Below are 24,200 nucleotides of genomic sequence, written 5' to 3'. Positions count from 1 at the left end.
TATAAGTTATATTAACCTACAGAACCTTCAAGTGAAATCGCTAGAAGTTTTTGTGCTTCCACAGCAAATTCCATAGGCAACTGATTCAAAACTTCTTTGGCATAACCGTTGATAATCAAAGCTACAGCGGTTTCAGAATCTATACCACGCTGGTTGCAATAAAATAGTTGATCCTCTCCAATTTTCGATGTGGTTGCCTCGTGTTCCACCGTAGCTGTTGAGTTGTTACACTCAATATATGGAAATGTATGAGCCCCGCATCTATCTCCCAAAAGCATGGAATCACACTGAGAATAATTTCTAGCGTTTGTGGCTCTTTTTGATATTTCCACCAATCCTCTATAAGAGTTTTGACTTCTTCCCGCCGAAATACCTTTTGAAACGATTCTACTTTTGGTATTTTTTCCCAAGTGAATCATTTTTGTACCTGTATCAGCCTGCTGGTAGTTGTTTGTAACCGCCACAGAATAAAACTCACCTATTGAATTGTCGCCTTTAAGAATTACTGAAGGATATTTCCAAGTGACAGCTGAACCAGTTTCTACCTGTGTCCAAGATATTTTTGAATTGTCACCAAAACAAATACCTCTTTTGGTTACAAAATTGTAAACTCCACCTTTACCTTCTTTATCTCCAGGGTACCAGTTTTGTACAGTTGAGTATTTCACCTCGGCGTTTTCATGTGTAAAAATTTCCACAACCGCAGCATGCAGCTGATTTTCATTTCTACTTGGTGCTGTGCAACCTTCCAAATAACTTACATAAGCACCTTCATCTGCAATAATAAGTGTTCTTTCGAATTGGCCTGTTCCAGCTGCATTTATTCTAAAATAAGTAGAAAGCTCCATCGGGCAACGAACGCCCTTGGGAATGTAACAGAAAGATCCATCCGAAAAAACTGCAGAATTTAAGGCAGCATAAAAATTATCTTTTACCGGCACTACTGATCCAATGTATTTTTTGATAAGGTCAGGATAATTATGAACTGCTTCTGAAATTGAGCAGAAAATTATGCCCATCTCCAATAATTTTGCACGAAAAGTAGTTGCTACAGAAACCGAATCTATTACGGCATCAACCGCTACACCGCTCAAACGCTCTTGTTCTTTTAAAGAAATCCCTAAACGTTCAAAAGTTCTACGCAATTCTGGATCGATTTCATCCAAACTGTTAATAGTTATTTTTTGCTTTGGTGCAGAATAATATTTAATGGCCTGAAAGTCAGGCTTGGTATAATATACGTTAGGCCAAGATGGCTCGGTCATCTTAATCCATTCTCTGTAAGCTTGCAATCTCCATTCAAGCATCCATTCTGGTTCTTTCTTTTTTGCAGAAATGAATCTAACAATATCCTCACTTAGTCCTGGAGGGGCTTCGTCAGCTTCAATGTCCGTATAAAAACCATATTTATAGTCAGAAGTGGTCAATTCTTCCAACAAATCCATGTCTTTGCTCATCTAAAAGATCGTTCAGTTTGTATTTCTAACACAAAATTAAGCAATTGTGTTCGGTTATTTAGAACAAATATTAATTAATGATTTTAATTGACTACCGAAAAAGTAATGTTAGCTTGATAAGTCTTTCCGTTTAAGCTAATCTCAGTTTGTCCAACAAATTGATTATCGTTTATACTTGAAATTAAAAATTTCGAATTTTGAAGGGTATAATTTAAAAAAATGAATTTATCGATGGTGATAGCTTTTGGTTCTTCTACCAATGTCCAGTTAGCTTTAATAATCAAATCTGGGTCTTTGGCAGGATCACATTTTGAGGCACCTTCGTTCAATTCATAGGTTTTATTGTTATTTAAAACCAAAATATTGTCCGTAATACAAGGGGGTTGGTTAGATATCAAATTGACCGATTGTTCACCCAATTTTACCATACCTTCTGTCACTTTCCATTTCTTAGAAGTAGTTCCTGTTAAATATTCTAGGGTGGTCTTTTCCACCGCTACTTCATCTTTTTTGCAACCAAAAACCAAAACCAATCCAAAAACCAAAACCAATAATTTCTTCATGCTTGTTTTTACAATTTAAGTATTTCTAAAGCGGCATTCTCTGAGGCTTTTACTACGCCCAAAGTTTGTATAATGCCATTGTATTCCATTAACTGATTATCCCTAACTTTATTATCAAAAAGTACTTTTTCCAATTCTTTTTTGGTATTTTCTAAAGAATATTCTCTCTGAATAAGCTCCTTTACAACTTCTTTTTGTGCAACCAAATTGACCAACGATATATATTTAATTTGCACAAGTCTTTTGGCTATTTGGTAACTAAAATTACTCGTTTTGTAAACCACCACCTGAGGTACTTTAAAAAGAGCCGTTTCCAAAGTAGCTGTTCCTGAAGTAACTACAGCTGCATCTGCTACAGAGAGCAAATCATAAGTCTTGTCAAAAATGACATTAAACTCTCCACCATAGACCGTATAAAAACCCATATCAAAACTAGAAACTCCCGCCACTACCCACTGTATATCAGCATATTCTTTGGTCAAATTTGCCATCAATTGTAGCATACCTTCAATTTCCTGCTTTCTACTTCCTGGAAGCAAAGCCACAATCGGTTTATCAGTTAATCCATTTTCTTTTTTAAAAAATGGATTAGTTTCAAATTTGGCAATTTCATCAAAAAGCGGATTGCCTACAAATCGGGTATTTATACCATATTTTTCAAAAAAAGCTTTTTCAAAAGGAAAAATGACCAACAATAAATCGACGTACTTTCTTATGGTTTCGGCTCTGGAAGCTCTCCAAGCCCAGGCTTTCGGTGCGATATAATAAACTACTTTAAATCCTTGGTTTTTTGCCCATTTGGCAAGTTTGAGATTAAAACCTGCGTAATCTACTAAAATTAAGACATCGGGATTAAAATCAAGAATTTGCTTTTTGGCTAATTTCAAAAAACCGAAAATGGTTGCCAGGTTTTTGATAACTTCCCAAAAACCCATAAAGGCAAGTTCTCTATAATTTTTTAGGATTTTTACACCCGCAGCTTCCATCTTTTCACCACCCCAGCCCATCATTTCGACGTTTGGACTTGATTTTGCCAATTCCAAACAAAGGTTAGCGGCATGCATATCACCAGATTTTTCGCCAGCAACAATAAAATATTTCATGAGAAATACTTATTTACCATAATATTCTACGAAATGATTGTCTGTTTCAGTCAGTTTGATTTTGCACAATTCAACACCATGATTATTTTTCAAAATTGGCTGCAAAATCTTCCAAATGGCGATTGCAAAATTTTCTGTACTTGGGAGTTGCCCAAGCAAAAAATCTACATCCTCGTTAAGATAAGTATGATCTACTTTATCCACAATATACGCACGCATAACATCCCTGAGTATCTTTAAATCGATCACAAAACCAGTATCTTCCTCTACCTCTCCCTCCACAGTCACAAAAAGTTCCCAATTGTGACCATGAACACGAGAGCATGGCCCAAATATCTCAAAGTTCTTTTCTTTACTCCATTTTGGATTATAAAGTCTATGTGCTGCATTGAAAGTCTCTCTTCTAGTGACCTGAATCATCCTTATAAGTATTGTTCACGATGCAAAATTACCATCAAAATCTTAAAATTAAATTAAAAATCAGCTTTTATTCCTGCGGTTATCCATCTTCCAGGCAATTGCACAAAGCCATGTTCAAAATAATTTCTATCAAAAACATTGTTGGCGTCCACAAAAAGAGCCATTTTGCCTATTTGCTGTGAAAGCCTAATATCCAATAAATTAACCTTTGGATAGGCCAATAAAGGAGATGTGGCATCCCACTGATAATTGCCCGCACGGTTTTTATGCGTGTACCAAATGGCCAAGCTTGAATTTTTAATGGGTTGTAAAAACAATCCTGCTGAAAACTTTTGCTTCAAATAATTAAGTGTGTAAAACGATTGAAACCCGTCCTCATTTCTATCAGCTTTCAGAAATGCATAGTTAAAGCTCAGTTTTTTTAGAAACTTCACATAATTGTCTAACAAAATTTGCTGACTTAGTTCTATACCAAACATATTTATGTCATCAATATTTTCCATGGTGGGCACATTCAATTCGGGTCGTTTTACCTTATCAATAGCATCTGTGGTCTTTCTATAAAAAACCGAAAATACACTCGAATACATTTTTGACTGATATTTATGACCTATCTCAAAACTCATGGCTTTTTCAGGTTTCAGATTTGGGTCAGCTTTTACTGTAGAAGTATTGAGATAAAGCTCAGTAAAAGTAGGATATCTTAAAGACCGATTGGCCGAGGCATAAAAGGATGCATTTTGACTAGAAAAATAACTAAGGTCAATACCAGGATAAAAAGCCAATCCAAATTGAGAGTTATAATTGGCCAATGTTCCTGCCGAAAGGTTAAATTTATTCCATCGTTTTTGATGTTCTCCAAAAAAACTAAAATTGTCCCTTGTTTTTGATTTATTGTAAAAAACATTGGGAAATAATTCAGCATCCACAACTTGTGGTTCAGCAAGATTATCTCCCAATCGATTTGAAAGTACTTTTTCTATTCGATATTCTGCACCAAAGGCTGTTTGACCAAAATTATTATCCAGTTTAAATTTCCATTCAGCATCAAAAACCGAGGTTTTATGAAAATTTACTGAGCTGAATTTTTTAGAACCCAAATAATCATCAAAATCATATAGATCATGGTGCGTTCTTTGGTTTACCATCAAAATCCCACTCAGTTTTCTGCCAAACTTATGCTTCCAAGACAGATTAACTAATCGACTGTCCACTTCTTCGTATTGTTTATAGAACTTCGGGTGATAAAAATTAGATGCTCCAAACTGATTGGCCATGGCACCAAAATTCAAATCCAATGATCCTTTGCTATAAATTCGACCTAAGGTTGCAGAAATAGATTGTTTCTTGAAAGCCGTATTTTTGATATAGCCATCACTATCCAAATGTTCCAAAGAAACTGAAGCTGTATTTTGCTTAAAAATTAAACCAGTATTAATTGCCGCATTTTTTGAACCATAAGAACCCATTCCCAAATTCGCCGAAACCAAGTTTTTACTTATTTTCTTGGTAATGATATTGATAACTCCGGAAAACGCACTAGGTCCAAAAACACGAGAAGTACCGCCTTGTAATATTTCAATTCTGTCAATCATCGAAAAAGGCACAGGAATATTTAAACTGTGGTGGCCAGTTTGCGGGTCATTCACTTTGATGCCATCCACCAGAATCAAGGTTTGGTCATAATGTCCTCCTCTAATGCTGATATCCGCCTGAACACCAAATGCAGAACGAGATCTAACATCCACATTTAAAGCATATTGCAAAACACCATCCAAAGTTTTTACTGGAGAGTTTTCAATCATCTTACGGTCGATTACCGTGATATTTCGACCTGCATTTTTGATTTCAGTATTGATGATATTGGCTGTCACACTTAATTCGGATAGATCAATTGAGGTAGAATCTTGCGAAAAGGAAGCTTGGAAAACACAAAAAAGAATAATGGTTAAATGAAATTTCATTCAATTGAAAATTTGGTTAAAAATATTTTTTGAGAAAGCTTTAAACTATCCCACCAAATTCTCTTCGTCCACTGGTTTTTTGGACATTACCTTGAAATCCACTTTCCCAGCATCGTTACGCGGAAGGTCTAAAGAAAAAATAATCTTGTTGGGTAGTTTGTCCTTTGTGATTTTTTTAAGTAGAAAATCTTGTAATTGAGATTTAGAAATTTCTTGCTTTACTACAACAATTAGCTCCAATATATATGACTTATGCGTATTCGCCACCAAAACCGCCTCTTTCACAAAAGGGTGCAAAATTGCAGCCTGTTCAATTTCTTCTGCAAAAATATTGAGTCCTCTCCTATTGAACATTCGACCTTGCCGACCGAAAACACATAAATGGCCATTAACATCAAGAAAACCAAAGTCGAAAACGGTTCTAATGCTTCTATATTCAGGTGAAACATAGGGGCTTTCTACATAAATTTTATCTTCCTTAATCACAATTTCAACCTCGGAAAATGCTTTTCCAACTGAAGTTGGATGGTCCACAATATCCTGATTTTGAGCATAAGACACATGGCCCAACTCTGCAGCACCATAATATTCGGTAAGCAAAATATTGGGAATAGAGCCTAAAACTAATTGGGCAAGTTTGACGTCCAATTTCTCTCCTGCCGACACCAATGACTTCAGTTTTATATTTCCAAAATGCTCGTTAGCACTTAATAATCTTATGTGTGAAGGAACCAAGAAAGCGGATGTAACTCCCTGATTATTAAAAATTTTAGGCCATAACGAAGCTTCTACCAGCTTCCCTAAAATTACTGTAGCACCCTGCCATAAAGTATGCAAAAGGGTATTGAGGTTAGCTGAATAAGCCAAGGCATCTAACACAAAAACTCGATCTTGTTCTGTAATCCCAAAAATTTTAGATTGATGCGGAAATGCAGAAAACCAAGACTGATAATCCTTCCAAATGAGTTTGGATTGACCTGTGGAACCAGAACTTAAAACACCTAAAAAATAATCACTTTTTGAAACAGAACAAAATGCTCGAATGTCTTTTTCAGATTCCGGAATAAAGTCTAATATTGTGGCATTGTGAATAACAGAAATACTATTTTTTTGCTCCTCTGAGAGGTTTTTACCACCAAAAATGGCTCTACCACCAACTGCAATTATGGCAAAGAAATTGAATAAGTTCTCTAGTTCAGAAGTGTGACAAAGAAGAAAGCACTCTTTTTTGTTTTCAAAAAATACAGCTCTTTTTTTTGATATAGTCAAAATATCTCCAAAGGTAATAGACTTACCATCAGCCAATATGGCTATTTTTTCGGAATCAACATTTTGTATTTTTTCAAAAAACATTTTAGATATTTTCTATCAAAACTGCCGTAGCTTGTCCGCCTGCCGCTGGAATTACTGTCAAACCGTATTTTAGTTTTTTAAACTTCAAACTTGCTATCAAGTGAATCAAGTTTATGGTTCCCGATGCTCCAAACGGATGTCCATAGGCCAAATTTCCACCTAGCACATTGATCTTAGTCGAATCAACTTCAAAAACTTTTGCAAAAATAAGTGGTATCAAGGCAAATGATTCATTTATTTCGAAAAGTTCTATTTTCTCTATACCGATTTCGGAATTTTCAAAAAGCTTTTTTGTAGCAAAAATTACGCCCTCAGGAGCATATTCAGGACTACAACCCACAGAGGCAGTGGCAATAATTTTTGCTAAAGGTTTAAGTTCGCCATGGGTATTTCCTATCAACAAACAGGCAGAAGCATCATTGTAATGTGCCGAAACTGCTCTGTCAATCAAATCCTTAGTTGAAAATTTAAACAAATCTATTTGAGGTCTAATCGATTGGTCTGTATGGTTCTTATCGATTTTCTCTACGAATGCCTTCAAGAATTCATTTTCTTGAGCTAAAAATGCCTTTTCATGAGATGCATTTGCCCATGTCAACATTTCGGTTTTTGTAATGCCATATTTTAATGCCACATTTTTAGCTGCCGCCAAAAGAGGAAATTCTCCTAGCTGATTGGGGCTAAATTTTGCCGTTGTAAAAAAAGTTTTATTTGAGTCAAAACGCTCATCATGAGATTGATAGGCTTTTTTAGGGGCCAACGATTTACTCTCCATTCCACCCACAATCATCAATTTTTGTTGAATTGATTTCAGTAATGTAAAACCCAAATCTACAGCTTTCAGCCCTCCAGAACATTGAGAATCGATTGTAAAAGCTGAAATACTTTCAGGCAAACCCGCTGAAAGTAAGGCATAACGCGTCATATTGCCACCAGTTCCAAATGCGTTGGCAAAAATAACTTCTTCAATCTCATCGGGATCTAATTTGTTTCTTTCAATCAATTTTTGAATCAAAAAAGCTGCAAGATTTTCAGGAAGGATATTTTTGTAAATCCCATTGGCTTTACCAATCGGCACTCTTAAGGCATCGTATATGTAAACGGAATCTTCGATTGTTTTTTTCTTGCAATATATAATATTTTGAAGTTCTAACATAATCTGACGACGCTGCGGTCGATTGCCAAATAGGATTTCTTAGATGGGTAAATTAACCTATCAATGAATAGTCATTAATCTCATAAAATGAAAATTGTAAAACTCATTTAAAAGATGATCCTTTATATATTTAGGCAAATGCGGTATCTTTGCACCAAAATAAAAAGGTATCTGGAAAATCTACCTTGTAATTTTTGAAAATGCTTTAGGAATGAATAAAATATGGTTTCAAATTACCAATTTGTTAGTCCTAATTTGCCGATAACCGTAAAAAATAAAAATGCCCAAAGTATTAGCCATCCACTTGCCGCAGTTCCATCCGTTTCCTGAAAATGACGAATGGTGGGGCAAAGGATTCACCGAATGGACAAACGTAACTTCTGCTGAAAAACTCTTTTCAGGCCATGAGCAGCCACATTTACCAGCAGATTTGGGTTTTTATGACCTCCGATTGGAAGAATCTAGAATAGCTCAGGCTGATTTGGCAAAAGCTTTTGGCATTGATGGCTTTTGTTTTTATCACTATTGGTTCGATGGCAAAAGGCTAATGACAGAACCCATTGATGCCATGCTGGAAAGCAAAAAACCAGATTTTCCATTCTGTTATTTTTGGGCAAACGAGACTTGGTCGAGACGATGGGAAGGCGATGAATCCAAAGTATTAATGGATCAGAAATATAGCTTTGAAGATGACCGAGCACATGCTGAATGGTTGGTAAATTCTTTTAAGGACGAACGATATATCAAAATAAACAATAGACCTCTTTTTCTAATTTATAAGCCTTTTGATTTACCAGATCCAAAGCAAACTTTTGCCATTTTTGAAGAAGTTTGCAAGGCCAATGGTATTGAAAAACCCTATTTTGTGGCCTCAAATTCCCATAATGGTGATATAAATCCCTATGAATTGGGATTTGACATGGCTCTGCATTTTGAGGCTAGACAAAGTCTTTTATCAGAATTCTGGACAACCGGCCCTACTCCTAAAAAGCTCATTAGGAATATCTTACAAGGAATCTTCAGTGCAAGTCTGAAAGTTTATGACTACAAGCAATACAAAGAAAGAGCTAAAAAATTCAAGATTAATTACAAAGGATTTCCCTGCGTTTTGGTGGGATTTGACAATACCGCTCGAAAGAAGAAAAATGCAGTGATACTTAGAAATCAAAACGTTGGAGATTTTAAAAACTCGCTAATTGATGCCAAAAACGATGTAAAAAACTTCCCTGAGGAGGAACAAATCGTGTTTATAAACGCCTGGAACGAATGGGCCGAAGGAAATCATTTGGAACCTTGCCAAAGACATGGCACTAAGTTTTTGGAAGCTGTAAAAGATGTTTTTAAGAAGTGACTTTTTGGTAAATCTCATTTCTTAATTGTCCGCATTCCTCCACTGAGTAGCCCAATTTTATAATATTCTTCGCATGCTTTACAAACATATTTTGAAGATCTGAATCGGCTGCTAAAGCTAGAATTCCTTCTATAAATTCGCTTGAGGTGTCTGCCAGTATGCAGTTTTCCATATTTTTCATGGGTAAGCCTTCAGCTCCGATAGATGTGCTCACCATAGGCACATGCCATGCGGCTCCTTCGAGTATTTTCATCCTCATACCACTTCCTATTCTCAGTGGCACTATCATTATGGACCCTTTCATTATAGAAGAGAGGTCTTCTACAAAACCCTCGAAAGTGATATTTCTGAATTCAGAAAACATTATTTTTGCCTCTTCAGACCACTTACCCAAAATACTTAAGCGTAGTTTCGGGTCACTTTTAAGAAGTTTATTCCAACAATTATTCAAAAACCAATCCACGCCATCTAGGTTAGGAAAATGAACTTCCGGACCCAGAAAAACCAATCTTTTACTAAATACAAAAGGCTGATTGATAGGATGTTCTGACAAATCAACAGGTAAGGGTGACACCTCCAATTTACGCTCGATTACTCCATCTAATTCAAGGGTCTTTTTGTCAATTTCTGTTAGACAAATCACTGTGTCAAAAGCATTCAAAAGACCGACTTCCAGAAGCTTTGTATTGGCAATTTTCCATTCCTCAGCTGCATCTTTATAGCCCAACGTAGCATATTCCAAGGCCATTCTTTTATACCGTAGTTCGTGATGAACAAAAACCTTCTTTATGTTTTTTGGTAAAAAATGTATCAAAGGAGCGAGCTCAATAAAATCTACTTGAATTAAATCATAAGAATTTGTATTCAACTCATTTTGAACCAATTGAATCAAATTCGAAAAATAATACTTCACCAAATCTGTGCTATTGAGCACCATATTGCTTTTAAAAATCTCACTTTTTGATGGCTTTTTTTGACCAACTATGGTTTTCTTGATAAATCCTTTGAGATTAAATCCTTCACTTATGTTTTTGGGACTATCGAAAGTCAGAATGTTTACATTTGGCCAAAGCTCCTGCAGTTTTTTGTAGTTTGTTTGATTACAAGAGGGGCAAACCAAAGTAATGTTGTGCTCAAACCTAAGATATTCGATTAGTTTAAACGTACCACTTCTTCCCCCATCGTTGATAGGATATGGAAAAACCACCGTGACTAATAAAATATTCATAACTTTTAAATAGGTAATTTTTCAAAGAAATGATAAATCCTAAAGGTTATTGAAGTTAAAATCCTTTTCAAAATACTCTTTTTGGGTATTTCAGGAATAGGTTTAAGATAATAACAACGGATCGATTTGAAATAATCGTTCTCGTTAGCAGCCAACTGTGTTCTGTAACTTTTAAATATTTCCACTAAATCAGGCCTGTTATTGAGGTCAAACCTATCTTGCCACCGCGAAATATTCTGAGGGTCTTTGATATTAATACCACTGTAATGATAAAACACCAAAGGTTTACCATTTACAAAATACTTGCCGTTTTCGAAAGTAAAATTACGCTCGTGCAAATTCCAGTAAGAGATATTGTAACCTGGATATTTGTCGATTTTCACGCCTTCAAAATACAAAGGCACCATGTTGCAATACAGCTGATCTACAAACATGCCGTTTTGGATATCCATGTAGCACTCCGTCTTAAGCTTGGTCATCCACCAGTGCATAAATTTATTTGTCTCCTCGGAGCGACTCACAGCCAAAAATCCCAAATTATAGATACCATTCACAAACATTTGCTGCTCGGTACGGGACTTTTTATCGAAAATAGGCGTATAGAAATGAGGCGTAAGAATAATGTTGTTTTCAGCCAATCCTTCTTCCAAACCCGTCAGTTTATCAAAAATCTCAATATCTGGATCGAAATAAATAACCGAATCAATGTCTTTTCTGGTTCTGAAAAAATAGTCAATGTAGAAAGGCTTGATGGCCGTATTGAGTTCGGTAATGTCGTATCTATCACACATTTCGTCGAAACCTTCTATGCCGATTTCGTGAATTTCAAGCAGATTAAAACCCTGCAACTTGCTAACATCCACACCACTGCCATCAATTTTATCACAAAGGCCAATCACAAATTCATAATCTGGATTGGTTTTTTTTAGAGAATCGGCCAGTACCCTTGCTTGGGCTAAATAATTGATGGAGCAAATGGTAAAAGCAAACTTTTGAGACATTGGGTTTTGTTTATTGAAAAAGCAAAAATAAGGGATTTATTTTGAAATTGGTAATGGCTGGAATTGGTAATTGGTGTATTAGTAATTGGTGTATTGGTTATTAGTTATTGGTTATTAGTTGACTTTTAATTAAATCAAAGTAATTTGGCCATAAACACCTCCTAAATATCCAATCAACTAGCAACCAGTTCCAACATACCAGTAACCAATCATCTAGTAACCACACTTCGACTACGCTCAGTGTTCAAGTTACTAAACTATGAATAACCGATCAACCACTAACCAATTAAACTAAATCTTCTCGAATTCTCCATTCCGTTGGCAAATAGTTATTAATTCTGTCACCGATTTTTTTTACCCATCCTAACGCAAGGCCACCATAAGTGATTAACAACCAACCGTCTTTTCCTGTAGAAAACTCAAAATTTTGTTTTCTTAAAAAGTTAAGGGCTTCATTTGATGGCACTTCTAGTCGCTCCACTGTGTCTGAAATCATATCAGACAATGCAAAAGCATGAGAAGGTACAAAATCCTTACCTTTGAAAATCCCGATTTCAATACCAGATGATCTCTTAGCCAAAGCTCTTAAAACTGAACCATAATCTGACAATAAAGAAGTTCTTATAGCAACAATATTGCCATCATTTTTGTACAAAAACTCTAACTCATCAAATAGCTCAGGTTTGAACCAATCTTTCAGAATTGCTCTTTGTTCTCTTCGAAGTCTGTTCAAGTCTGGTTTCCCTTTTACAAACTTGGCATCTCTGCTGAGATTTTTCATAGCAGCTATGAAAAACCCTTCGCCTTTGGTTTTATGAGGAAAAAACTGAAGGCAATTTTCATGCTTAGTAATTCCCCAAGTTTCAGGAACTTCCAAATCTATAGTTTCGAAATCCAATGTTCTATTGAGCCACTTTACATTTTCCTGATTTTCAGTAGAATTATAGGTGTTAGTGGTATAAATCAGCACCCCTTTTGGAGCTACCAACATGGCCGCAGCACTCAGTAATCGTTTTTGACGAGTAGCATGCATTTGCACATTTGCTTCTGACCATTCGCTAACTGCACCACTTTTCGTTCTAAAAAGCCCTTCGCCTGAGCTAGGAGCATCTACCAATACAACATCAAAAAAACCTTCCAAATCTGCAAAAGTTTCCGGATCTTGATTACTTACGATAACATTACTAAAGCCCCATTTCAAAAGATTTTCTTTCAAAATAGACAATTGACTTTTTACAATTTCGTTGGCTACCAAAAGATCTTTTTCACCCAATATCGATGCTAAAAGCGTAGTCTGCTCTCCTTTTGATGCACATAAATCTAATACCCGAATAGGTCTACTTCGATCAACTACTTGCTCCAAAACATGCCCTAAAAACATTGCTGATGCATCTTGAACACCATAAGCTCCAGCATGGAACGCTGGATCTTCGGTAAAAACGGGCCTCTTTATTAAGTACCTACCATCTTTTGCCCAAAGTACGTTTTCTTCTATTTCGAGAGCGGGTAATGCTGTTTTCTTTTTGGGATTCAAACGTACACTTATTGGAGCTGACTTGTCTAATGTCGTTAAAAAATCTGGAAGTTCTGCTCCCAAAATTTGAGAGATATTTGTTTGAAACGCTTCGGGAAGATTCATGAATGATGTTTGCTTTTCGGTTTTTGCGAACGAGAAGTTATTTGGTTTTGAAAAATTACTATTTTAATTGCTTAATGGGCTTCTGAATCGCGATATTGTTTGGATATGAAACGATGTCGCCCTCGGCAGTCTGAATTTGTATAGAAAAAAGCGTAATATCCATAACAGTACCCGTCACGGAGTCATCTTTGTCCATGATTTGAATCTTGGTCCCGATTTTATAAGGCGAATTAAAAAACATGATAATGGCGGAGGTGATATTGCTCAAAATAGACCAGTTGGCAAACAAAGCCACCCCTACGATGGTGAAAATGGAGGCAAAATAGATGGAAAGACCTTTGACAGAAACGTCCCAAATGATACCCAAACAAACAAAAAGCAAAATGGCCAAAACGAAATTAAAGAATTTGTTGGCATATTTTCGTTGACCAATATCCAAGTCATATTTATGGGCGTGTTTGCGGATAATAGAACGAAAAATAGCCCGAACAATCAGCAGCAGTATTAATACCACCACACTCGCCACAATTTCAAAATATTTCGACTCAAACATTAATTCCATCTAAACTTTTTTACAAAAGTATCGAAAATACCTTGCAAAAAGATATATTTGAGAATTCAAACATTCAATTTATGGCCCTAACGCCTTCCAACATGATCAATTTGGGTACATTGGCACCCGACTTTAATTTATTTGATACGCTTTCTGGAAAAAATCTCTCCTTAGACAAAATCAAAGGAGAAAAGGCCACAGTGATGATGTTTATTTGCAATCATTGCCCTTATGTGATACATGTAATGCCCGAAATTGTAAGAATTGTGATAGAATACGCTTCAAAAGGGGTCGCTTTTGTAGCCATCAGTTCAAATGACATCGTAAAATATCCACAAGATGGCCCAGAAGCAATGAAAGAATTTATGGAGGAATGGAAGTTAAGCATTCCATATCTTTTTGACGAAAGCCAAGCCGTAGCCAAAGCTTATGATGCGGCTTGCACGCCTGATTTTTATATTTTCTCAGAAGACCTCAAACTAAAATATAGAGGAAGATTAGATGAATCTAGACCAAGGGAAGAGCATCCACAACCGCTCACCGGCAAAGATTTAAGAGGAGCTTTAAATGCCATCTTAGCCAAACAAATGGTTTCTGAAATCCAGTTTCCAAGCATGGGCTGTAACATTAAATGGAAAGAATAACTATGAAAAACCTAACCTTCTACCAAGAGGCCTTTGATGGCCGCAAAATGTTTTTCAATCAATGGTTGGCCGATGGGGAGCCTGTGGCCAATATCGCTTTGGTACATGGGCTGGGCGAACACAGCGGTAGATATGAAAACTTCGCCCGCTTCTTTACCGCTAATAATATAAATGTATTAGCTGTGGATACTTTTGGACATGGCCAAACCGAAGGCAAAAAAGGACATACACCCAAGATGGAAGATTATTTATGGCAAATAGACTATCTGGTAAATACCACCAAAACTTTTGCCCCAAATGTACCTACATTTCTATATGGCCACAGTATGGGTGCTTGTTTGGTATTGAATTATTTGTACAAAAACAAACCCAATTTAGCTGGGGTGATTGCATCTGCACCTGCCATAAAACCCGGCTTTGATATTCCAAAGCTGAAATTATTGATTGGCAAATTTGGAAGAAAATTTATGCCTGCCTTTACACAACCCAATGGATTGGAATTAAATAACTTATCTCATGACAAAGCCATTATTGATGCCTATATAAATGACCCATTGGTGCATAATATGGTTTCGGGTGTAGTGGGTATCGGCATCATTGAGTGGGGAGAGTGGTTATTGGAGGGTGTAAAAACAAGCCCTGTTCCACTCCTGGTGATGCATGGAGAAGAAGATATTCTAACCAACTTTCAAGCAAGCAAATCTTTCTGTGAGAAAAATGACATTGCGTTCAAAAGCTGGCCTAAATTATACCACGAAATCCACAACGAATTTGAAAAAGAGCAGGTTTTGGAATACGTATTGGATTGGATGAAGCGGCATTAAATTTGAGAAAATTTATAGCAAATCAAACTGACCGCTTTATCGCATTAAGCTTGAAAAAGTAAATTAAATGCAAATTGCTACTTTCCTTAGATAAACGCTAAGAACCCAATTAACAATAACAAGTCAACCAATAACAAGTCAACTAATAACCCACTTCAAGATCTATCGATCGCAATTTCATTCAGACTATCTTCTGAATTTCATTGTGCTCAATGGCCAGTGACTAGTACCAAAACCTCCCGATAGCTATCGGGACAACCAATAACCAGTCAACCAATAACCAATCAAACAATAACCCACTTCGCTCAGTGGCCAGTGTCTAGTACCAGTAACCCACTTCGGCTCCGCTCAGTGGCCAATCAACCAGTAACCAATCAACCAGTAACTAATAACCAATCCACCAATAACCAATACCTCAAGGATAATACCTACCGATTTTTTCAACAATAGCGGTTCTCAATGCCACAATATCAATGATTCCGCTTTGTCGGAACATGATTTTGCCTTCAGGTGAAACCAATATGGTGTAGGGCAAAGCACCTTGCCATTTGGGATCTACGGCATCTATGAGATCATATTTCTTTTCACTCCCGTAAATGAAGTTTATGTTGGAGGCGTATTTTTTCTTCAAAAAAGTCAGTGCTTTTTCTTGAACTTTGAAATCATCCATAGAAACGGTGATAAAGTCAAAGTCACGGTTTCTATACATTTTGTCGGTTTCTACCAAAGCCGAAAATTCCGCCACGCATGGTCCACACCAGGTGGCCCAAAAATTTATCAATTTAAATCTGCCGTCTGATTTGCCTATTAGATTCTTCATCCCTTCCACATCAATTTTCTCTAGGCTTACTGGCTCAGCTTTCCAAGATTCCACTTCTTTAAGTTTCCAGTCCGACTTAGACTTCCATTTTACAGAGCAACCAAAAGTTTTGGTAACAGGGGTAGCAACGGGCCTTTTGGCCAACAAATCTTCCACCGCATTTTCTAAATCAAAAACTTTAGCCCTGCCAATATGCTCTTCGTCGTCAATTCTTCCTACATATTGCAGCGTTCGGTTTTTGTCAAATACAAATGCATGAGGCGTGGTGGTGGGGCCATACGCTTGCGAAGTAGATTGCGTAGCTCCATCGTATAAATAAGGGAAATTATATTTTTTTTGTTTGGCTCTCAACACCATTTCTGGGTAGCTGTCGCTCAGGTCAGAATAACCCAGCTCATCAAACCTAACTGCCTTGTCATCGTTGGGACTTATTACTACGAGTTTTACATTTCTAGCAGCATATTTTTCTTGGAAAGCAATCATTCTGTCTTCATAAGCCTGAGCAGTTGGGCAATGATTGCAGCTAAAAATAATTACTAATAATTCAGAAGATTTGAAGCTGGCCAAATTGTACATTTTACCATCGGTACTTTTCAAAGAAAAATCTGGAGCCTTAGCCCCAATTTCCAATGTCTTAAAATCCTCGGCTTGGGCTTTTAAAAACGCTACTAGAAACAACAACAGATAAACTACTTTTTTCATTTTAATAAGGTTGAATTGTGGTTAAAGTTACAATTAATTTAGATAATTATTTAAAAAACGGTAATTTTGACAAAAAAACTATATTGATAAAGAAAGCCCTCGCCAACGAAGACAAAACCCTTATTTCTTGGATTCTTTTGCTTTTTCTAGCATTTGTATGGGGTTTATCCTTTATTCTTGTCAAGAAAGTGGTGGTTAATTTTTCAGCTGTTGAACTTGGGGCTGGCAGGATTTTCATTGCAGGCTTGTGCTTGTCTCCATGGGCATTTAAAAACTTTAGGAATTTCCCTCAAGAAAAAACTTTACCTCTTTTATTCTCTGGATTATTAGGCTATTTAATTCCGGCAGTCATTTTTGGCTTGGCGGGTAGTAAACTCAACAGTTCGTTAGCAGGTACGCTCAACGCCACAACACCTTTGTTTGTGTTGGTGATGGGTGCTTTGTTCTTTTCTAGAAAAATTGAAAAATTCCAGATTACAGGCATTGTCATCGGATTTATTGGTAGCTTAATATTGATTTTGAGTGGCGGAAGTCATACTTTGGATTTTAACAACCCTTACGCTCTTTTAATTATTGCCGCCACCATTATGTATGGCACCAACGCCAATCTGGTAGGTACGCACTTGAGTTCGGTTAAGCCCATCATTATCAGTTCGTTCTCTTTACTATTTGTGGGTTTAATTGCCTTCGTCATTTTGCTATTTACTGATTTTTTTCAAAAAATATTTTTACCAGAAAACCACCTTTTGTTATTGTATTTCATCCTATTGGGTGCAATAAACTCTGGCTTGGCCGCAGTATTGTACAATTACGTTTTACAAATATCGAGTCCAGTCTTTGCTTCTTCAGTCACTTATCTGATTCCGATTGTGGCCACACTGGCTGGTTTGTTTGATGGAGAATCCATAAGTATCTGGCTTTATGTAGGTATGGCCATCATATTGGTAGGTATTTATCTTTTAAACAAAAAGAAATAGCATACTCCAATTTTAATTTTCATAATTTAGAATTTATCTTTGCATAAAATCAATATTCATGGCCCTCAAATACAAAAGAATTCTCCTTAAACTTAGTGGTGAAGCCCTCAATGGAGGCGATAAAAGTCAAGTGATTAATCCAGACATTTTAGAACAATATGCAAAAGCCGTAAAAACAGTGGTAGAAACTGGCTGTGAGGTGGCTATTGTGATAGGTGGAGGCAACATTTATAGAGGTGCTGCTCAAAAATCAGGCATCGATCGATCACAAGGTGACTACATGGGTATGTTGGCTACGGTTATCAACGGAATGGCCATACAAAGTGCTTTAGAAAGTGAAGGCGTAAAAACCCGCTTGCTATCGGCTATTAAAATGGAACAAATTGCTGAACCTTTTATACGTAGAAGAGCCATCCGTCACCTAGAAAAAGGCAGAGTGGTGATATTTGGAGCAGGAACGGGTAATCCTTATTTCTCTACCGACTCGGGCGGAGCATTGAGGGCCGTTGAAATTGGAGCAGATGTTTTATTAAAAGGAACCAGCGTGGATGGGGTCTATTCTGACGATCCGAGGAAAAATCCTGAAGCAACAAAATACGATGAAATTTCGTTTGACGAAGTGATAGGAAAAGGACTTAAAGTGATGGACATGACGGCCTTTACGCTGTGTAAAGAAAATAAGTTGCCCATCATAGTATTTGATATGAACCAAGAAAACAACCTCCTTAACCTGGTAAATGGCGAAAAAATAGGAACATTGGTGAAATAAGAAATAATTTACTTGTAGAAAATGGAAGAAATAGATTTATTGTTGGATATGGCTCAGGATTCGATGGAAAGAGCCATGAAACACACCCAAATAGAATTATCGAAAATACGTGCTGGCAAGGCAAGTACAAACATGCTAGACGGCATCCAAGTAGAATATTACGGCATCATGACACCCATCGCCCAAGTGTCGTCTATCACCACGCCTGATGCACGTACCATTCAATTAAAACCTTTCGAAAGAAAAACCATTGGCGACATCGAAAGAGCGATTATCAACTCCAACGTGGGCCTGAATCCTGCCAATGACGGGGAAACCATCAGATTAAACGTACCGCCACTTACTGAAGAGCGTCGTAGAGATTTGGTAAAGAAAGTAAAACAAGAAATAGAAGTGGCCAAAGTCAATATCAGAAAGGTGCGTCAAGAAACCAACGACGACCTGAAGAAACTTAAAAACGACGGTGTGTCTGAAGACGCCATAAAAATGGGGGAAGAAAAAGTTCAAAAACTCACCAACCAGTTTATAGACAAAACCGACCAGATGTTTGCCGCAAAAGAAACAGATATTATGCAGGTATAGTTTTAACAAATATGACCTCGTTAAAAAGCCCGATTAAAAAACGGGCTTTTTTTGTATAAGATTAAAATTATTTTCAATTAAATAGAAAAATTAAGTCATATGCATGAACAAAGTTTCCACCGACAAACTTCTTTTAGAATTGATCCTATTCTTTAAATTTAAGGTAAATACGATTTTTCCAACAAATTCAATTTCATAAATTAACTACAAAAGTCATTGACACCTTATATTTGTTGATTATGTAACAAACAAATGAAAAAAGTAATCTTAGTCCACCTAATTTTCTTTATAATTTTGGAGTCTTTCGGTCAAAAAATGAATGGAGAGTCTTGCTCTTTTTATAAAAAAACTAGTCTAAAAAACGCAAAGAGCCAAGCAAGATTTACCTATCCTGGAGACCAAAATATAGATGTCACTTTTCACAGAATAAAACTAAATATTAACCACAATACCAGATTTTTGTCGGGAAGCGTGGAAACAAGTTTTAAAGCACTAACTAATATAAACACCTGCAGTTTCGACCTCAACAATAGCATGAAAGTAGATTCCGTAATTGCTTCAAATAAGAAATTGACATTTAGCCAAATATCTAATAAAGTAAATATAAGCTTAGATAAGTCGCTTAAAATAGGGGATTCACAAAATTTAGAGATATTTTACAGAGGTACTCCACGCAGCTCTGCGTTCGGAAGTTTTAGCATTTCTACACATGGAAACGCCAAATCACCGGTGGTGTGGACTTTGAGTGAACCCTACGGGGCACCAGACTGGTGGCCATGCAAAGACGACCCAGCCGACAAAATTGATAGCACTGAGGTTTGGATTACATTACCTGCAAGTTTCGTTTCAGTGTCCAATGGCCTTCAAAAAGGCACAATAGCCCATGCGGATGGTACAAAAACCTATCAATGGAAAAACGCTCATCCCATTGCTCATTACCTGATTTCGATTGCTTGTTCAAATTACCAGCTTTACCAAAGCAGCTTTAGTTATAATGGAAAAAAAATGCCTGTTGATCATTATATCTATCCTGAATCGCTTAGCACAGCTGTAAAAAATCAACTGGATCAGACTACAGACATCCTCAAGTTCTTTTCTGATTTGTTTGGAGAATATCCATTTATGGATGAAAAATACGGTCATGCCATGTGCAACTTTGGGGGTGGTATGGAACACCAAACAGTAAGTTCCATGGGCGGCTTTTCGGAAGATTTGATAGCCCATGAACTCGCACACCAGTGGTTTGGCGATAAAATTACTTGCAAAACTTGGTCAGATATTTTTGTAAATGAAGCCTTTGCCTCTTACGCTGAAGCACTTTTTCAGGAACATAAATATGGAAAAGATGCCTATTTTGAAAACATCAATGATCATGTGACAAGGGCAAAAAAAATCACAGAGCCCATTTATATTTCCAACCCGTTGAATGAAAATCTAATTTTTGATTATGGACTTACTTATGGCAAAGGAGCTGTGGTGTTACACATGTTGCGGGGTGTAATGGGCGATTCACTTTTCTTCCAATCATTGAAAAATTACCAAAATTCAGAGTTTGCACATAAGGCTGCCACAATAGATGATTTCAAAAAGATTGCAGAAAAAACCAGCAGTCAAGACCTGAAATACTTTTTTGACGAATGGATTTATGGGATCTCTTATCCAAGGTATACTTTTGATTATACCCAAACACAATCTGACAGACTAAAAATTAACATCAGTCAACAGAAACTCAATACCAATCCAACATTTTTTAAAATGCCAATTGAGTTTAAAATAATATTGGAATCTGGCAAAGAAATGATGCAGACTTTCTTTCAAAATGAAATTACTCAGTCGTTTGAAATCCTTAACTTAAAGGAAAAAGTAAAAAATGTAATATTTGACCCAAACAACTTCATAATGAAAGACTTAATAAATATGGGGGGCATAACGGCAAATGAATTTAATACTGAAAATCTGCAAATTTTCCCAAATCCTTCCACAGAATTTATTGAAATAAAACACAACCTTAAAAACCTGAAAAGTATTGAAATCTTGACTTTAAATGGGCAAAAAATTAAAGAAATTTCACCAAGTTCAACAAAATTAGACATTAAGTTTTTGACTTCTGGTACTTACTTTTTGAAACTAATTGGAGAGAATGAAAGTAAAACATTGGCTTTTATAAAAAACTAGACATTAGCTTATAAAATATATTTAACAATTTGATAATTGGGCTTTTAAGGTTGATATGCAATCTTATGCTGAAATTTGTATAATAAAACATACAAAGCTATTATGCAAAATCAGTCAAATCATAATTCAATGAATTATGTAGAATACCAAGACGAAATGTTAAGTCCCGAAGATTTCGACTTTTCGGATTATGAAGATTCAGAATATGATTCTTTAGAGGACAAATAAAATTTTCCTCAAACTCATTATATATAAATGAGGCTCTATTATTTCACCAACATTCTTCGCAACTCATTCAATTTCAATAAAGCTTCTATTGGCGACATGGTGTCCACATCCAGCTCCGTCAATTTTGTTTTCAATTCCTCTCCTATTGGATCTACAGGATCAAAAAAGCTCAACTGAAAGTTGTTTTTGGGTGCTTCTTTAATCTTTTCCTTATTTTTTTCTTTGATATGGTCTTTTTCGAGGTGATGCAGAATTTCGTTGGCCCTCAAAACCACCGACTGCGGCATACCCGCTATCTGAGCTACGTGAATACCAAAACTATGCTCGCTGCCACCTTCTTTAAGTTTCCTCAAAAACACCACTTTCCCATTTAATTCTTTAACTGAAACATTGAAATTCTTGATGCGTTTAAAATCTTCCGTCAATTGGTTGAGCTCGTGATAATGCGTTGCAAAAAGGGTCCAAGGCTTAAATTTGGCATGATTGTGCAGGTATTCGGCAATACTCCAGGCTATACTTACACCATCATAGGTACTGGTACCACGGCCAATTTCGTCCATAATGACCAAACTTCTATCGCTGAGATTATTCAAAATGGAGGACGTTTCAATCATCTCAACCATGAAAGTACTTTCGCCTCTTGAAAGGTTATCGCTTGCCCCCACTCTGGTAAAAATCTTATCTACAAGTCCGATCTCTGCCGAAGAAGCAGGAACATAAGAACCGATTTGGGTCATCAAAACTATCAGGGCTGTTTGACGCAAAAGTGCAGATTTACCCGCCATATTGGGGCCGGTGATGATTATAATTTGCTGGTCTTGGTCATCCAAGAAAATATCATTCGGCACATAGCTTTCGCCCAATGGGAGCTGTTGCTCAATAACAGGATGCCTGCCATCTTTTATATCAATGGCCTTATCCTCAGTCACTTTTGGCTTACAATATTTGTTTTTCTTGGCCACGTGAGCAAAAGACAGCAAAGCATCTATGGTGGAAATCACCCTTGCATTTTGCTGAATCTGTGCCACAAATTCAGAGGCCGTTATGACCAAATCATTAAAAATCTTGAATTCAATCTCAAATATTTTACTCTCAGCAGTTAATATTTTCTCTTCGTAAATCTTGAGCTCCTCCGTTATATATCTTTCGGCATTTACCAGGGTCTGTTTACGAATCCATTCGATAGGCACTTTATTCTTATGGGCATTGGACACTTCCAAATAATACCCAAATACCTTGTTAAAAGCAATTTTCAAAGAAGGAATACCCGTCCGTTCAGACTCACGATTCTGCAAATCCACCAAATAGTCTTTTCCCGAAAATGCAATTTTGTGTAGTTCGTCCAAAGCATCATCAACTCCCGTACAAATCATGCCACCCTGATTGCTCAAATTTGGGGCATCATCTCTAAGTTCTGTTGTAATTTTTTCTATCAAAAACTTACAATCGCTCAACTGGTTAATATACTTCTCTAAGACTTTATTTTCATGTGTCTTTTTACCCAAAAGCTCCTTTATAGGTTCTATTTGCAACAATGCTCTTTTGAGTTGAACCAATTCCCTAGGACTGATTCTTCTTACCGCAACCTTAGACACCAAACGCTCTAAATCGCCAATTGGCTTGAGTACTTGGCTCAAATCTGTCAAAATATCCTCGTCTTTGAGAAACATTTCTACCGTATCGAGCCGCTCTTCTATAGGCTTCTTCTCTTTAAGCGGCAACACCATCCATTTACGGAGGAGCCTAGCTCCCATCGGCGTATACGTATAATCTAAAATATCAATCAAAGGCACGCCACCTTCAAACTGGGCATAAATTAATTCTAAATTTCTAATGGTAAATCTGTCCAACCACACATATTTTTCTTCATCTAATCGGGTTAAACTACTTACATGGTTGATATCACGGTGTTCTGTATCAGCCAAATATTGCAAAATAACTCCGGCTGCAGTTACACCTTCTTTGAGATTTTCTATCCCAAACCCTTTTAATGAGTTGGTTTTGAAATGTCCAGTCAAAAGGTTGTGAGCGAAGTCAAAAGAATACGCCCAATCGTCAAAAGTATAGGTATTGTATTTGTCGCCAAATAAGGCTTCAAATTTCAATTTGTGTTTTTTACAATATAAAATCTCAGCTGGACTAAAACCTTGAATGAGCTTATCAATGTAAGCCACTGAGCCTTCAGTAGTAAAAAATTCTCCTGTAGAAATATCCAAAAAAGCCACGCCCATGTAGTCTTCAGCAGCAAAATGAACAGAAGCTAAATAATTATTATGCTTCAAATCGAGTACATTATCGTTGTACGAAACTCCTGGAGTTACCAATTCTGTCACTCCTCTTTTTACAATTCCTTTTGCTTGACTTGGGTCTTCGAGTTGGTCACAAATGGCTACCCGTTGACCAGCCCTTACGAGTTTCGGTAAATAATTATCCAGTGAATGATGTGGAAAACCAGCCAACTCTTCATGAGCTCCACCGTTGTTTCTTCTAGTAAGAACAATCCCCAAAATTTTTGAAGCCTTGATTGCATCCTCACCAAAAGTTTCGTAAAAATCACCTACCCGGAAAAGCAGCATCGCTCCAGGGTATTTAACTTTTATCTGGTTGTACTGTTTTGAGAGTGGAGTTTCTTTTGGGGCGGCGGGTTTTGCCATGTTTTTTTACAAAATATAATACTTATAGATAGATTTA

The 24,200-nt window shown here is 36.7% G+C and carries 20 protein-coding genes; 7 read left to right on the top strand and 13 right to left on the bottom strand.

Annotation, left to right across the window (positions count from 1 at the left end; translation table 11 throughout):
- Positions 1–11: 11 nt before the first annotated feature.
- From sufB to EGI24_RS14810, 7 genes are all read right to left on the bottom strand, one after another.
- A complete protein-coding gene (gene sufB / locus EGI24_RS14840) occupies positions 12–1,457 on the bottom strand; it encodes a Fe-S cluster assembly protein SufB (RefSeq protein ID WP_255049254.1) in 1,446 nt (481 codons plus the stop codon).
- 83 nt (positions 1,458–1,540) lie between these two features.
- The gene (locus tag EGI24_RS14835) at positions 1,541–2,020 is read right to left on the bottom strand and encodes a hypothetical protein (RefSeq protein ID WP_255049253.1); all 480 of its coding nucleotides are present in this window, start codon (positions 2,018–2,020) and stop codon (positions 1,541–1,543) included.
- An 8-nt stretch (positions 2,021–2,028) separates the two neighbouring features.
- A complete protein-coding gene (gene lpxB, locus EGI24_RS14830) occupies positions 2,029–3,123 on the bottom strand; it encodes a lipid-A-disaccharide synthase (RefSeq protein ID WP_255049252.1) in 1,095 nt (364 codons plus the stop codon).
- 9 nt (positions 3,124–3,132) lie between these two features.
- Entirely contained in the window at positions 3,133–3,543 is a 411-nt protein-coding gene (locus EGI24_RS14825) for a 6-carboxytetrahydropterin synthase (RefSeq protein WP_255049251.1), read from the bottom strand.
- A gap of 53 nt (positions 3,544–3,596) precedes the next feature.
- Positions 3,597–5,507 (bottom strand): TonB-dependent siderophore receptor, encoded by a 1,911-nt coding sequence (locus EGI24_RS14820; protein ID WP_255049250.1) that lies wholly within the window; start codon positions 5,505–5,507, stop codon positions 3,597–3,599.
- Between the two features lie 45 nt (positions 5,508–5,552).
- Positions 5,553–6,860: an AMP-binding protein gene (locus EGI24_RS14815; protein ID WP_255049249.1), complete on the bottom strand. Its 1,308-nt coding sequence runs from the start codon at positions 6,858–6,860 to the stop codon at positions 5,553–5,555.
- A gap of 1 nt (position 6,861) precedes the next feature.
- Entirely contained in the window at positions 6,862–8,016 is a 1,155-nt protein-coding gene (locus EGI24_RS14810; RefSeq protein ID WP_255049248.1) for a thiolase family protein, read from the bottom strand.
- A 280-nt stretch (positions 8,017–8,296) separates the two neighbouring features.
- Between EGI24_RS14810 and EGI24_RS14805 the strand changes: the two genes are divergently transcribed.
- Entirely contained in the window at positions 8,297–9,367 is a 1,071-nt protein-coding gene (locus EGI24_RS14805; RefSeq protein WP_255049247.1) for a glycoside hydrolase family 99-like domain-containing protein, read from the top strand.
- On the opposite strand, the gene EGI24_RS14800 is transcribed toward EGI24_RS14805, so the two are convergent.
- From EGI24_RS14800 to EGI24_RS14785, 4 genes are all read right to left on the bottom strand, one after another.
- Entirely contained in the window at positions 9,357–10,595 is a 1,239-nt protein-coding gene (locus tag EGI24_RS14800; RefSeq protein ID WP_255049246.1) for a glycosyltransferase, read from the bottom strand. The genes EGI24_RS14805 and EGI24_RS14800 overlap by 11 nt on opposite strands.
- A 5-nt stretch (positions 10,596–10,600) precedes the next feature.
- On the bottom strand, positions 10,601–11,596 hold the full coding sequence (locus tag EGI24_RS14795; protein ID WP_255049245.1) for a glycosyl transferase: 996 nt from the start codon (positions 11,594–11,596) through the stop codon (positions 10,601–10,603).
- 286 nt (positions 11,597–11,882) lie between these two features.
- Positions 11,883–13,235: a methyltransferase RsmF C-terminal domain-like protein gene (locus EGI24_RS14790; protein ID WP_255049244.1), complete on the bottom strand. Its 1,353-nt coding sequence runs from the start codon at positions 13,233–13,235 to the stop codon at positions 11,883–11,885.
- A gap of 58 nt (positions 13,236–13,293) precedes the next feature.
- The gene (locus EGI24_RS14785; protein WP_255049243.1) at positions 13,294–13,797 is read right to left on the bottom strand and encodes a mechanosensitive ion channel domain-containing protein; all 504 of its coding nucleotides are present in this window, start codon (positions 13,795–13,797) and stop codon (positions 13,294–13,296) included.
- Between the two features lie 71 nt (positions 13,798–13,868).
- On the opposite strand from EGI24_RS14785, the gene EGI24_RS14780 reads away from it, so the two are divergent.
- Both EGI24_RS14780 and EGI24_RS14775 read left to right on the top strand, forming a co-directional pair.
- On the top strand, positions 13,869–14,432 hold the full coding sequence (locus EGI24_RS14780; protein ID WP_255049242.1) for a thioredoxin family protein: 564 nt from the start codon (positions 13,869–13,871) through the stop codon (positions 14,430–14,432).
- Between the two features lie 2 nt (positions 14,433–14,434).
- Positions 14,435–15,256 (top strand): alpha/beta hydrolase, encoded by an 822-nt coding sequence (locus EGI24_RS14775; RefSeq protein ID WP_255049241.1) that lies wholly within the window; start codon positions 14,435–14,437, stop codon positions 15,254–15,256.
- A 415-nt stretch (positions 15,257–15,671) separates the two neighbouring features.
- Here EGI24_RS14775 and EGI24_RS14770 read toward each other — a convergent pair whose 3' ends face one another.
- On the bottom strand, positions 15,672–16,778 hold the full coding sequence (locus tag EGI24_RS14770) for a redoxin family protein (RefSeq protein ID WP_255049240.1): 1,107 nt from the start codon (positions 16,776–16,778) through the stop codon (positions 15,672–15,674).
- An 83-nt stretch (positions 16,779–16,861) separates the two neighbouring features.
- Between EGI24_RS14770 and EGI24_RS14765 the strand changes: the two genes are divergently transcribed.
- The 4 genes from EGI24_RS14765 to EGI24_RS14750 all read left to right on the top strand — a co-directional run bounded on the left by EGI24_RS14765 (position 16,862) and on the right by EGI24_RS14750 (position 21,281).
- On the top strand, positions 16,862–17,755 hold the full coding sequence (locus tag EGI24_RS14765) for a DMT family transporter (protein ID WP_255049239.1): 894 nt from the start codon (positions 16,862–16,864) through the stop codon (positions 17,753–17,755).
- Between the two features lie 58 nt (positions 17,756–17,813).
- Entirely contained in the window at positions 17,814–18,524 is a 711-nt protein-coding gene (pyrH, locus tag EGI24_RS14760; RefSeq protein WP_255049238.1) for a UMP kinase, read from the top strand.
- Between the two features lie 21 nt (positions 18,525–18,545).
- Complete coding sequence (gene frr, locus EGI24_RS14755) at positions 18,546–19,106, top strand: ribosome recycling factor (RefSeq protein WP_255049237.1); 561 nt, start codon at positions 18,546–18,548, stop codon at positions 19,104–19,106.
- 252 nt (positions 19,107–19,358) lie between these two features.
- A complete protein-coding gene (locus tag EGI24_RS14750) occupies positions 19,359–21,281 on the top strand; it encodes a M1 family aminopeptidase (protein ID WP_255049236.1) in 1,923 nt (640 codons plus the stop codon).
- Between the two features lie 266 nt (positions 21,282–21,547).
- On the opposite strand, the gene mutS is transcribed toward EGI24_RS14750, so the two are convergent.
- Positions 21,548–24,163 (bottom strand): DNA mismatch repair protein MutS, encoded by a 2,616-nt coding sequence (gene mutS / locus EGI24_RS14745; protein ID WP_255049235.1) that lies wholly within the window; start codon positions 24,161–24,163, stop codon positions 21,548–21,550.
- Positions 24,164–24,200: the final 37 nt, after the last annotated feature.

It is taken from the genome of Lacihabitans sp. CS3-21, from assembly GCF_024343675.1.
Taxonomy (GTDB): Bacteria; Bacteroidota; Bacteroidia; order Cytophagales; family Spirosomataceae; genus Leadbetterella.
The sequence above is the reverse complement of the archived record's forward strand: the minus strand, read 5'-3'. Positions and strand labels throughout refer to the sequence as shown.